This window comes from Pseudomonas reinekei, from assembly GCF_001945365.1.
GTDB classification, from domain to species: Bacteria; Pseudomonadota; Gammaproteobacteria; order Pseudomonadales; family Pseudomonadaceae; genus Aquipseudomonas; species Aquipseudomonas reinekei.
On record NZ_MSTQ01000014.1, the window covers coordinates 39,506 to 51,866 of the forward strand.

Sequence of the window (12,361 nt, forward strand, 5' to 3'; positions counted from 1 at the left end):
CGATTATTCACTGGTAAGGGCCGTGACCGGGTCGAGTCGGGCAGCTTTGCGGGCCGGCATGAAGCCGAAGACAACACCGGTGACCAGGGCGCAGCCGAAGGCGCCCAGCACCGCTATCAGGGAGAACGCCACGGCGACTTCGCTGAGGATCAGCACGCCGCCGACGATCAGCGCCAGGGCAATCCCGGCAATCCCGCCGACCACCGACAGCATCACTGCTTCAGTCAGAAACTGACGCAGGATGTCTCGCTGGCGGGCGCCGGTGGCCATGCGGATACCGATCTCGCGGGTGCGCTCGCGCACGGTCATGAGCATGATGTTCATCACACCGATGCCGCCCACCAGCAGCGAAATAGCGGCGATCGAGCCAAGCATCAGCGACAGGGTATTTTGCGTGCGCGCTTCGGCCTGGATCATCGCCGCGTTGTTGGTCAGTTCGAAATCCTTCTTGCCGTTGTGCAGGCGCAGCATCAGTTGCTCGATGGCGTGTTCCGTCTCCTTGACCTTGCGCGCATCGGCGGCGGCAATGGCGACGTATTCCGGGTTGTACGTGCCGAACAAGCGCACGCTGGCGGCGGAGTAGGGGATGGCGATGCGGTCGTCGCTGTCGGAGTCGCCGGAGCTGGCGCCTTTTTCCGCCAGCACGCCGACCACCTGGAACGGCACGTTCTCGATCAGGATGTACTGGCCGATGGGGTTGGCCACGTCCTTGAGCAGTTTGGTGCGCACCTTATGACCGATCACCGCCACCGCTGCGGCATTCTGTTCATCGGCCTCGGTGAAGTAGCTGCCTTCGACCACCGGCCAGTTGAAGATCGCCGGGAAGTTGGTGTCGTTGCCACCGACGTAGCTCAAGTGGTCGAGATTGCCGAAGCGCACCCCGGCCTCCTGGCCGTTGACCGGCATGATGCGCATCACTTGCGGCAGGCTCGCCACCGCCTTGACTTCATCGAGGGTGACGATACCCAGCGGCGTTCGCGGGTTGGGCGACGAGCCGCTGAGGTAAATGATGTTGGAACCGAACGCGCCCATCTGCGCCATGACCTGGCGCTTGCTGCCTTCGCCAACGGCCAGCATCACCACCACCGAAGCCACGCCGATGATGATCCCCAGCAGGGTCAGCGCGGTGCGGAATTTGTTGATCCACATCACCCGCCAGGCGGCTTGCACGGCATCGACCAGTTCGCCTTTCCAGGCGCCTGTTGCTTCGGCGCCTTCGCTCAGGCGTTTGCGTAGATCGACGGCTTGAAGGGCGCCGGGGTGGGCCGGGTTTTGCGCGGCGGGGTTGTCCTGGACGCTGTCGCTGATGATCAGACCGTCGCGAATTTCGATGATGCGCTTGGCCCGGGTCGCCACTTCGCGGTCGTGGGTGATCAGAATGACGACGTGGCCCTGGCTCGCCAGTTCGTCGAGCAGCGCCATGACTTCCTTGCCGCTGTGGCTGTCAAGGGCGCCGGTGGGTTCGTCGGCGAGGATGATATGGCCACCGTTCATCAAGGCGCGGGCAATCGATACCCGTTGCTGTTGCCCACCGGACAGTTGGTGCGGGCGGTTGCCGGTGCGCGTGGCCAGGCCGAGACGGTCGAGCAGGGCGGCGGCGCGGGCGTGGCGCTCGGCGGCCGGCCAACCGGCGTAGATCGCCGGCATCTCGACGTTTTCCTGGGCCGAGCCGGAGGGAATCAGGTGATAACCCTGGAACACGAAACCGAACGCTTCACGGCGCAGCCAGGCCAGTTCGTCACTGTCGAGCGCCGCGACGTTTTCCCCGGCGAAGCGGTACTCGCCCGAGGTCGGGCGGTCGAGGCATCCGAGGATGTTCATCAGCGTCGACTTGCCTGAGCCGGAGGCACCGACGATCGCCACGAATTCTCCGGCATGGATCGACAAGTCAATGCCGCGCAACACGTGAACTTCAGGCGCGTCGCCACCGCCGTAGGCCTTGCGGATGTCCTGCAGTTCGATCAGGGGCGTTTGCATTCAACCGCCACTCCCGTCGGCTGGACCGATCAACAGGTGATCGCCTTCCTGCAAGCCGTCGAGGATCTGTACCCGCAGCCGGTCGCTGATGCCGGTGCGGACGTTGCGCTGTTCGATGCTGCCGTTTCTGGCCACCACTTGCGCGGTCTGGCGATCGGCCTGTGCGCCGGCTTGCAACGCCGCAATCGGCGCGGTGAGTACGTTTTGCGCCTGATCGGCGACGAAAAATACCTGGGTGGTCATTTCCGCCATCAACGCATTGTCGGCGTTATCGACGTCGAGCAGCACGGTGTACAACACCACGCGCGCGCTGCCGCTTTTGCTGGAACTGGCGGGGCTGCCACCGCCCTGACTGGTTTGATCCAGGGGCTTTGGCGGCACCGGCAAAATCTGCCGCACGGTGCTTTTCCAGCGCCGGGTGCCACCGCTGAGGGTAGTGAACCAGGCCGTCATGCCTGGTTTGACATGGCCGATATCGGCTTCCGAGACTTCGGCCCAGACCGTCATCGGCGACAGTTTGGCGATGCGCAGGATCAACGGGGTTTGCTGCTGGGCGTTGAGGGTCTGGCCTTCGCGAGCGTCGAGGGCGACCACGGTGCCGGCCATCGGCGCATAGATCCGCGTGTAACCGAGTTCGGCCTGATCGCTGCGCAGGCTGGCCTGGGCCTGGCGGATCTGTGCCTGGAACATGTCGATACGTGCCTGGGTGGCACGCAGTTCGGCCTGAGCGGTTTGCACATCTTCTTCGCGGGTGGCACCGCCGGCCTTGAGGTTCTGTTGGCGCTGGAATTTCTGCCGCGCCAGTTCATGCAACGCCCGTTGCTCTTCAAGCTGCGCCTTGAGGTTTTCGATGGAGAAGCGTCCGGCGTCGAGTTTGGCCTGTTGCGTGGACGGATCGATTTCCACCAGCAACTGGCCTTCCTTGACCCCGTCACCGACTTCCACATGGATCTTGTGGATTTGCCCCGAGGCCTGGGCACCGACGTCGACATAACGCCGAGGTTGCAGGGTGCCCAATGCCGTGACACTGCTTTCGATGTCGGCGCGAGTGACCTGCACAGTGGCGAACTGATCACGACCCGGCGGGATGATTTTCCAGGCTGCGACGGCAATAACGGGGATCAGGCTGAGTGCGACAAGCAGGGCGCGTCGGGTGTGACGGGGACGTTTCATGCAGTGTTCCGGCCAAAGGATTTCGGCCCGTCGTTCAGCGGCGGGAAGACGGGGAGCTGTCCTTTATACGTAGAAAGAAACCAATAATTTAAGCGGTGAGATAACTACGGTGGGTGCGAGCCCATGACTATTTGTCAGGCAATAGAAAGCAATGCTTTAAATCTATATGAGAATTACTATAAATTACGCAGCTCAAATTGCCACTATCGTGCCATTGCCTTCGGGGCGATGAGCAGGCTCAAGGACAGGTACCGCACCCGTGCGGACGGGAGTCATGTTGGAAAACTACTATCGAGAGCTGGTGTGTTTCCTGAACGCCAGGCTCGGCAACCGTCAGGTTGCCGAAGATGTGGTGCATGACGCTTATCTGCGGGTCCTGGAGCGCTCCAGCGACACGCCGATCGCGCAGCCGCGGGCATTCCTCTATCGGACTGCGCTGAACCTGGTGATCGACGACCATCGGCGCAATGCCCTGCGCCAGGTCGAATCGCTGGATGTGCTCGACAACGAAGAGCGCTATTTCACCCCGTCGCCCCTCAGCAGCCTCGATCATGGCCAGCGCCTGGACATGCTCCAGCGCGCGTTGGCGGAATTGCCAGCGCTGTGCCGCGAGAGTTTCCTGTTGCGCAAGATCGAAGGTTTGTCGCATCCGGAGATCGCCGATCAGTTGGGCATTTCCAAGGCCTTGGTCGAGAAACATATCGTCAATGCGATGAAGCATTGCCGGGTGCGCATGCTGCAATGGGATGCGCATTGATCGGCGTGCTTTGACGCCTTCTTGTTAAATTTTATTTCACTGTCCTCGTTCCTAATCAACAGACGACCTACTGTCCTGCTCCAGGCCGGTCAGGTCACTTAGGCTCTCCTTGCCCCGATGCCCCGGGGTTCATCCAGAGGACACTGGAAATGACACAGGCAATTGCATCGCCCATCGTTCACGACCTGATCGGCGTCGGTTTCGGCCCTTCGAACCTGGCGCTGGCCATCGCTTTGCAAGAGCGCGGGCCGATCCAGGGCGAGCTGGATGTGCTGTTTCTCGACAAGCAGGCCCACTACAGCTGGCACGGCAACACGTTGTCGACCCAGAGTGAGTTGCAGATTTCCTTCCTCAAGGACCTGGTGACCCTGCGCAACCCGACCAGCCCGTATTCGTTCGTCAATTACCTCAAGGCCCACGGGCGACTGGTGGATTTCATCAACCTGGGCACCTTCTATCCTTGCCGCATGGAGTACAACGACTACCTGCGCTGGGTCGCCGCTCAGTTCGAAAGCCAGAGCCGCTACGGCGAAGAAGTGCTGACCATCGAGCCGGTGGTGCACAACCAGCAGGTCGAAGCGCTACGGGTGATTTCCCGTGATTCGACCGGTCATCAGCATGTGCGCACCGCACGTTCGGTGGTGGTCAGCGCCGGCGGCACGCCGCGTATTCCCGAAGCGTTCAAGGCGCTGAACGATGACGGCCGGGTGTTCCACCATTCGCAGTACCTGGCGCAGATGGCCAGGCAACCGTGCGTGAATAATCAGCCAATGAGCATCGCGATCATCGGCGGCGGGCAGAGTGCGGCGGAAGCGTTCATCGACCTCAACGACAGCTTCCCGTCGGTGCAGGTCGACATGATCCTGCGCGGCTCGGCACTGAAACCGGCGGACGACAGCCCGTTCGTCAACCAAGTGTTCTCGCCGGAGTTCACTGATCTGGTGTTTCAGCAGGAGAGCAGCGAGCGTGAACGTCTGGTCAATGAGTACCACAACACCAACTACTCGGTGGTCGACATCGACCTGATCGAACGCATCTACGGGATCTTCTACCGTCAGAAAGTCTCGGGGCTTGTCCGACACGCGTTCCGCACCCTGACCACGATCGAGAAAGCCACCGCCACCGAGCGCGGTATCGAACTGGCGGTGCGCAACAACGCGACCGGCGAAATCACGGTTCGCCACTACGACGCGGTGGTGCTGGCCACCGGTTACGAGCGGCAGATGCACCGTCAATTGCTGGCGCCCCTGGAAGAGTACCTGGGTGATTTCGAGGTGGATCGCAACTACAAGCTGATCACCGACGAGCGCTGCACGGCCGGCATTTACATGCAGGGCTTCTGCCAGGCCAGCCATGGCTTGAGCGATACGCTGTTGTCGATCCTGCCGATCCGCGCCGATGAAATTGCCGGGTCGCTGTATGACCATGGCAAGCATCGCGGGCACAGTCGTTCGGTGGTGGATTTGTTGTTGGCCACTGCCAGCTGAGGCTTGGGGCGGCTTTGAGGCCGCCCTCGCCAGCAAGTCGGTTCCTGCACGGGATATCGACACGACGAATATCCCGTGCGGGAGCTGGCCTGGCGAGGGGGCCCTCAACAACGCCGCACATCCTGAGTTCTGACCCTGCCTGAAGATCCCCGCAACACACCCTCATAGAACAAGCGCGTTGGTATTTAGGAAAAATCCTACAGAAAGGGCGGTAGGTCTTCCGTAGTCTTGCGGCCTCAACAATCTGACCCGGGAGGCCACGTTGTCCAACAAGTCCACACGTATCCTGATCGCTGACGAACAACACTTCAATCGGCTGAGAATCGAACGCTGGTTCAATCAGCTCGGCTACTACCGGGTGGCACCGGTGCTGAACCTGGAGGAGCTGCTGACCCTGGTGGAGTACGGGAGCGAGCCCTTCGGTCTGTTGATCATCAACGCCTCCCTGGGACACGGAAAACTCGACTTGCTGGATTTCTGCCTCAATAACTGCCAGCTCGATCGCGTGATGATTTACGACGGCCAGCGCGCGCAACTGCCTGCGATCCCGGCCAGCGGGCAGCATAAGGTTCAAGTGAGTCATGCCTTGTTGCCGGATCTCGCCTCAATCCAGCGTCTGATGGCGCTCGTAGATCCACTGCGACCGTCTGTCGGCACTGTCATTTCTGTCAGGTAGTCCGGCCGCGCATTCCATGCAACAGTCTATGCGCAGCTGCTGCGTCTGATTCGGGCTTCGCTCGAAGGCTGTCAACGCTCGTTTGCCGTGTTTTTACCCAGGGAGTTGCCATGAAGTCAGTGCTGATTGTGGACGATCATCCGGTGATTCGTGGCGCAGTCAAAATCGTACTCAAGCTGGAGGGGTACAAACTCATCCACGAGGCTTCCAGCGGCAGTGAAGTCTTGCCGATGATCCGTGAGCACAAACCGGAACTGGTGATACTCGACCTGAACTTGCCGTTTCTCGACGGGCTGGATGTGTTGGAACGCATCAAGGCTGATGAGGTGAATTGTCGCGTGGTGGTCTTCACCTCCCAGGAACCGATGTTTTATCAGGATCGCTGCATGCGCGCCGGTGCCGCTGCCTATGTCGCCAAGAGCAATGACCTCGAGCACTTGCACAAGGCCGTGCACGCGGTGAAAGGGGGATACACCTACTTCACGCAACTCCCCACCAGTTCAGTATCGATGAGTACATTGCAGCGCAGCGAAAAACAGATGATCGACAAGCTGTCTGACCGGGAACTGACGATTTTCCAGCACCTGGCCCGCGGAATGAACAACAAGACCATCGCCGGCATCATGCACCTGAGCCACAAGACCGTCAGCACCTACAAAACCCGTTTGACTGAAAAGCTCAACGTGGAATCGTCCGTGCACCTTAGGGATCTTGCCCGGCGCAATCATTTGATCTGAATGAATACTTTACGGTGCCTGAACGACCTCAAAAACCTGCTGTTGCTAGGGCTCGGCCTATGGGCAAGTGTTGTCGGCGCCGAGCCGCAAACCCTGACACTGCTGGGGCGTTCCTTTATGGAAGGGGCGACCGCCGGACTGACGACGGCCGATGCACGCTGGCTGCAACAAAAGGGCCGGTTGGTGCTGGCAGTTTCTGCCCCGGACTATCCCCCCTTCGACATCACAGCGACAGGTTATGCGCTTGAAGGCGTGACGGCGGACTACGCCGGGCTGCTCAAGCAACTGTTGCAGGTGGAGGTCGAGGTTCAGCGTTATGCCTCGCGAGACGAGGCGATCCGGGCGCTCATGCAAGGCGCCGTCGATATGTTGGGCACCGCCAACAGCTATGAGGCGCAAGATCCGCGGCTACTGATGTCCAGCGCCTATGCGGTCGACCAGCCGGTTCTGGTGACCCGCACGGACTCGGCGCAAGCACTGGACCCGCAGCTGGCCGGCAAGCGCCTGGCGATGTTGTATCACTACCTGCCTGAACACGCTGTGCAACAGGTTTATCCCCGGGCGCAGGTCGAACTGTTCCCTTCGACTTTGGGAGCCGTGGGGGCGGTGGCCTTCGGTCAGGCCGATGTCTATCTGGGGGATGCGATCAGCGCCCATTACCTGATCAGCAAAAACTACCTGAACAACGTGCAACTGGCGGATTTTTCGCCTTTGGAATCCGGTCGCTTCGCCTTTGCCATCCCCCGCGACAACCCGACATTGCTGCGCATCGTCAACCAGGCACTGTCGGCGATAACGGCCAATGAGCAGATGAACATCCTGCGCCGCTGGGGCGCGAGCGGGGTGTCCATGCCGGGCACGCAATCGCTGCAACTGAGCGCGGCCGAACAACGCTGGCTCGACCGGCACCCGCGCGTCAGTGTGGCCATCAACGACAATATCCCGCCCATCACGTTCATCGACAGTGAGGGCAAGTATCGCGGTATCGGTGTTGATGTACTGGCGAAAATCAGTCTGCGCACCGGCTTGCAATTCGACATCCGGCCCATGCAGTCAGTGGCGCAGATGATGACGGCGATCAAAAGCGGTGAGGTCGACGTGCTGGCTGGCATAGGCCTCAGTTCCAGGCGTGAAGAGGACTTGATGTTCACCCGGGCGTTTCTGACCAGCCCCTCGGTGCTGGTCACGCGCGTGGCGCCGGACAGCCCGCGGACGCTGGATGATCTGGCCGGAAAAACCCTGGCGCTGACCCCGGGCAACATTGCCGGCGATTTCATCCGCCAATACTTCCCGCTGATCAGGTGCATCGATGCGCCTTTTTCGGCCGATGCCATGGAAATGGTCGCCCAAGGCAAGGCAGATGCCGGCATCAACTCCTTGATCAGCGCCCGTTACCTGATTTCCCGGCAATACCGTGATCGCCTGCAGGTCATCAGCACGGTGGGCGTCGACCCTGCGCGAAGCACGTTGGCGACCAGTCGTGATGCCACTCAATTGCATTCGATTCTGGACAAGGCATTGCTGAGTATTCCACCGGAAGAAATCGACGAACTGATACTCCCGTGGCGCAATGACTTGATGGTGGAACAGAGCTATTGGCTGCGTCATCGCCAGAGCATTTTCCAGGCGTTCGCAGTCGCTGGCGCCTTGCTTTTACTCGCGGTGGCCTGGATCGCCTGGCAGCGTCGGCAGATCCGCCAGCGCCAGCAATTACTGGCCCAATTGCAGGACGCCAAGGACGCCGCCGATGAGGCCAACCGGGCCAAGACCACGTTTCTGGCGACCATGAGCCATGAAATCCGTACGCCCATGAATGCCTTGCTGGGCATGCTGGAGCTGGCGACGAAGCGGGCAGACGAAGGCGTTACCGACCGCGCGGCCATCGAGGTGGCTTCGGATGCCGGGCAACAGTTGCTGGGGTTGATCGGCGACATTCTGGACATCGCGCGTATCGAGTCCGGGCATTTGTCGCTGACACCGGAACGGGCCAATTTGCGGCAACTGGTGGTCTCGGTGTGCCGGGTGTTTGAAGGCCTGGCGCAGCAAAAGAACTTGCGCTGGCGGGTCGAACTCGACGAACGCAGCGACTGCGATGTGCTGATCGACCCCACGCGTTTCAAGCAGGTGTTGTCCAATTTGTTGAGCAATGCGATCAAGTTCACCCCGGTGGGCGAGGTCAGCCTGACGCTACAGTTGGTGCCGACATCGTCCGAGCGCCTGACGCTCAGCCTGCGTATCGAAGACAGCGGGATCGGGATCAGTCGACTGGACCAGCAACGTTTGTTCAGTCCGTTCGTACAAGCCGGCAACAGTCAGCAGTCAGCTCGCCAGGGCTCCGGTCTTGGGCTGGTGATCAGCCGTACGTTGTGCGAAATGATGGGCGGTCGATTGCAACTCGACAGCGTTCTCGGGTGCGGTACGCGAGTGGACATCAGCCTGGAGTTGCTGCCATTGCCAGCGTTGCCCGCCCTTGAAGTGCGCGAGCATGACGATCCGTCACCTGGCCGAGCGTTGTTGATTCTGGTGGTCGACGATTACCCGGCCAATCGCTTGCTGCTTTCGCGGCAGTTGAGCTATCTGGGGCATCAAGTGCTGGAAGCGGAAGATGGCCGGCAGGGTTTCAAACTGTGGCTTGAGCACGAACTGGACCTCGTCATCACCGATTGCAACATGCCGGTTGCCAGTGGTTATGAACTGGCGGGTGCGATCCGCGATGAAGAACGCTTCCAGTGCGGAACGCCAATATTGATTCTGGGGTTTACCGCCAACGCACAGCCGGAGGAAAAGCTTCGCTGTATCGAGGCGGGCATGGACGACTGTCTGTTCAAGCCGATCCGGTTGGGTGACCTGAGCAGATGGTTGGCGGAACGGTTTGGACACCTGGCGGCCCGTGCGGTGGAGCAACGCTCGAGCAGCGAGTTCGACGTGAGCGGCTTGGCGAGCTATGTCGGAGCGGACAACGAATTGATCGCCGAACTGCTGCGCGATGTGGTGGCGACCAACCGTGATGACCGCGCGCGCCTGCTGCAGGCACACGGCACTGGCAACTACCCCGACTTGCGAGACCTGGCGCACCGCATCAAGGGCGGCGCGCAGATGGTCCGTGCGCAGGCGTTGGTGGCGTGTTGTGAACAACTGGAGCGTGCTTGCGCCGAGGGCCGCGCATCACTGATCGATGTTGCCGTCGAGCAGTTGCAACAGGCCATGACGCGGCTGGACCGCAGCCTCGAGGGGCGGTGCGATTAGTCCCGGTTCGGTGCGATGCCCTTGAGGCTGGTCAGGCGTTGTAAATAACTCCGATCAATAGTGGCAGCGAGCCTGCTCGCGTTAGCGGCCGGACAGTCACTGCAAAGGTGTCTGTTCTGTCGTCATTGCGAGCAGGCTCGCTCCCGCCGTGTTTTGTGTTGCTCTGTCGACATCAATTGCTCCTACACTGTGGCCAATGTGTGAGATCGTTCGTTCATTGTCCTCTCTGGAGTTGCTTGATGCTGTCGTTGATCGCTGAACACCCGCTGATCTGCGCCTTGGCCCTGATCCTGATCGATATGGTCATGTGGCGCTTGATCGACGCCAACCACTACAGCTGGAAACTGATGCTGCGGGTGGTGATTTTCTCGCTGTACAGCGTATTGCTGTTCAACGAAGGGCTGAACCCGATGGTGCCGGCGCCGTGGGTGGACAACATACCGCTGCACCTGGCGGCCACCGGTTTGCAGATCGCCTGGTGGTTGTTTGCCGCGCGTACGCTGACGGTGCTGATCGGCGCAGTGATGATGCAGCGGGTCGGACACACCGGACGATTGCTCCAGGACCTGCTCGGCGCGCTGATTTTCCTGATCGCGGTGATTGCCGCGCTGGCCTACGTCCTCGATCTTCCGGTCAAAGGCGTGTTGGCCACGTCCGGGGCCCTGGCGATCATTGTCGGCCTGGCCTTGCAAAGCACCCTCAGCGACGTGTTTTCCGGGATCGTGCTCAACACCACCAAACCTTACCAACTGGATGACTGGATCGCCATTGACGGCACCGAAGGCCGGGTGATCGATATCGATTGGCGCGCCACGCGACTGCAGACGTCCCAGGGCAGCATGATCGTGATTCCCAACTCGCTGGCGGCCAAGGCCAAAATCACCAATTTCAGTCGGCCCAGCGACATGTTCGGCGTTTCCATCAGTCTGCAGATCAGCCCCCATATTCGTCCGCAAATCGTAATAGACGCCCTTGAGCGGGCCATGCAAGGCTGCCGCATTCTGTTGAGTGCGCCCGGGCCGAAAGTGGCGCTCAAAAGCTCCAGCGCTGCTGGCGCGGACTATGAAATCAGCGGCTTCGTCGCCTCGATGAGCGAGAAGCGCACGGTGCGTAATCAGCTGTTCGACCTGGCGTATCGGCACTTGCAGGCGTCGGGGATCAATTTGCTGTCGAGCGTTGAGCCCAATCTGGGAAGCGATTCTCCACGGCCACGGGCGTTGCTCGACAGTTCGCCGATTTTCTCCACCTTGCGCGAGGAAGAGAAAGAAACCTTCAGCCAGAACATGGCCCTGCAAACCTTCCGCGCCGGCGAAACCATCCTGGCGGCGGGGGAGGTCAGTGATCATTTGTTCATCATCGAATCCGGCGTGGTGTCGGTGACGTTGAACGTCCACGGCACGCTCATCGAGACCGGGCGCATGGGACCTGGGGAAGTGATCGGCGAGGCGGGCATCCTCACCGACAGTTCGTCGGCCGCCGAATTTGCCGCAAAAACCTTTTGTGCGCTTTACCGCATTGAAAAGGACTACCTCAAACCGTGCCTGGCTGCCCGTCAGGACATCAACGATGCGATGAAAACCCTGTTGGATTTCCGCTTGCACAAGGTGCAGGCGCTGATTCAGGAAGAACCGGTGGTGGCGCGCAAGAAAGGGTTTTTGCAGTGGTTGCTCAAGCGGGCGTGAATGGCAGGCTTGGCGATCAATGGCCTGTGCGCGAATCGCGAGCAGGCTCGCTCCTGCAATGGCGTGCGGTCCATTGAATTCTTCATGCGCCAGTGGCCTCCTCGACTTTTCGCGTATTGGCTATTTGTTCAAATCCCTCTCGGTACTAACGTAGCTCTACACCCACTTGCCTTGGAGCACGCCATGCAACCGCGTCTCGATTTTTACGCCGCCAGCCCTGACGCCCTCAAAGCCATGATTGCCCTGGAGACCGCTGTCTCCAAGCTGCCGCTGGAAAAGCACCTGATCGAACTGGTGAAGCTGCGCGCCTCGCAAATCAACGGCTGCGCCTTCTGCATCGACCTGCATACCACCGACGCGATCAAGGGCGGCGAAACTACGCGTCGCCTGTTTGCCGTGACGGCCTGGCGTGAAGCGCCGTTCTTCACCGAGCGCGAACGCGCCGCTTTGTTGTGGACCGAGTCCCTGACCCAGCTCAGCCTGACCCACGCCCCGGATGAAGACTACGACGTGGTCGCGGCTCAGTTCAGCCCTAAGGAACTGGTCGACCTGACGGTTGCCATCAACGCCATCAACAGCTGGAACCGTCTGGCGGTAGGGTTCCGCAAAACCCCTCAGGCCTGATT

Annotated in this window: 9 protein-coding genes; 7 read left to right on the top strand and 2 right to left on the bottom strand. The window is 60.5% G+C overall.

The window, feature by feature from the left end; translation table 11 throughout:
- Positions 1 to 3: 3 nt before the first annotated feature.
- The gene (locus BVK86_RS20825; RefSeq protein ID WP_075948206.1) at positions 4 to 1,977 is read right to left on the bottom strand and encodes a MacB family efflux pump subunit; all 1,974 of its coding nucleotides are present in this window, start codon (positions 1,975 to 1,977) and stop codon (positions 4 to 6) included.
- Positions 1,978 to 3,150 carry an efflux RND transporter periplasmic adaptor subunit gene (locus tag BVK86_RS20830; protein WP_075948207.1) on the bottom strand — a complete coding sequence of 391 codons (1,173 nt, stop codon included), beginning with the start codon at positions 3,148 to 3,150 and terminating at the stop codon, positions 1,978 to 1,980.
- A 274-nt stretch (positions 3,151 to 3,424) separates the two neighbouring features.
- On the opposite strand from BVK86_RS20830, the gene BVK86_RS20835 reads away from it, so the two are divergent.
- The 7 genes from BVK86_RS20835 (at position 3,425) to BVK86_RS20865 (ending at position 12,359) form a co-directional block, all read left to right on the top strand.
- Positions 3,425 to 3,907: a sigma-70 family RNA polymerase sigma factor gene (locus tag BVK86_RS20835; RefSeq protein ID WP_075948208.1), complete on the top strand. Its 483-nt coding sequence runs from the start codon at positions 3,425 to 3,427 to the stop codon at positions 3,905 to 3,907.
- 149 nt (positions 3,908 to 4,056) lie between these two features.
- A complete protein-coding gene (locus BVK86_RS20840; protein ID WP_075948209.1) occupies positions 4,057 to 5,394 on the top strand; it encodes a lysine N(6)-hydroxylase/L-ornithine N(5)-oxygenase family protein in 1,338 nt (445 codons plus the stop codon).
- A gap of 262 nt (positions 5,395 to 5,656) precedes the next feature.
- Entirely contained in the window at positions 5,657 to 6,070 is a 414-nt protein-coding gene (locus tag BVK86_RS20845) for a chemotaxis protein CheY (RefSeq protein ID WP_075948210.1), read from the top strand.
- Positions 6,071 to 6,180: 110 nt separating this feature from the next.
- The gene (locus BVK86_RS20850) at positions 6,181 to 6,807 is read left to right on the top strand and encodes a response regulator transcription factor (RefSeq protein ID WP_075948211.1); all 627 of its coding nucleotides are present in this window, start codon (positions 6,181 to 6,183) and stop codon (positions 6,805 to 6,807) included.
- Positions 6,808 to 10,053 carry a transporter substrate-binding domain-containing protein gene (locus tag BVK86_RS20855; RefSeq protein ID WP_075948212.1) on the top strand — a complete coding sequence of 1,082 codons (3,246 nt, stop codon included), beginning with the start codon at positions 6,808 to 6,810 and terminating at the stop codon, positions 10,051 to 10,053.
- Positions 10,054 to 10,292: 239 nt separating this feature from the next.
- Positions 10,293 to 11,735, top strand: a complete 1,443-nt coding sequence (locus tag BVK86_RS20860; protein ID WP_075948213.1) for a mechanosensitive ion channel family protein — start codon at positions 10,293 to 10,295, stop codon at positions 11,733 to 11,735.
- A 183-nt stretch (positions 11,736 to 11,918) separates the two neighbouring features.
- Positions 11,919 to 12,359, top strand: a complete 441-nt coding sequence (locus BVK86_RS20865; RefSeq protein WP_075948214.1) for a carboxymuconolactone decarboxylase family protein — start codon at positions 11,919 to 11,921, stop codon at positions 12,357 to 12,359.
- Positions 12,360 to 12,361 lie beyond the last annotated feature (2 nt).

Excerpts from the sequence above, each read along its gene's own strand:
- BVK86_RS20825 (WP_075948206.1), bottom strand. The coding sequence starts at position 1,977 with ATGCAAACGCCCCTGATCGAACTGCAGGACATCCGCAAGGCCTACGGC.
- BVK86_RS20830 (WP_075948207.1), bottom strand. The coding sequence starts at position 3,150 with ATGAAACGTCCCCGTCACACCCGACGCGCCCTGCTTGTCGCACTCAGC.
- BVK86_RS20835 (WP_075948208.1), top strand. The coding sequence starts at position 3,425 with ATGTTGGAAAACTACTATCGAGAGCTGGTGTGTTTCCTGAACGCCAGG.
- BVK86_RS20840 (WP_075948209.1), top strand. The coding sequence starts at position 4,057 with ATGACACAGGCAATTGCATCGCCCATCGTTCACGACCTGATCGGCGTC.
- BVK86_RS20850 (WP_075948211.1), top strand. The coding sequence starts at position 6,181 with ATGAAGTCAGTGCTGATTGTGGACGATCATCCGGTGATTCGTGGCGCA.
- BVK86_RS20855 (WP_075948212.1), top strand. The coding sequence starts at position 6,808 with ATGAATACTTTACGGTGCCTGAACGACCTCAAAAACCTGCTGTTGCTA.
- BVK86_RS20860 (WP_075948213.1), top strand. The coding sequence starts at position 10,293 with ATGCTGTCGTTGATCGCTGAACACCCGCTGATCTGCGCCTTGGCCCTG.
- BVK86_RS20865 (WP_075948214.1), top strand. The coding sequence starts at position 11,919 with ATGCAACCGCGTCTCGATTTTTACGCCGCCAGCCCTGACGCCCTCAAA.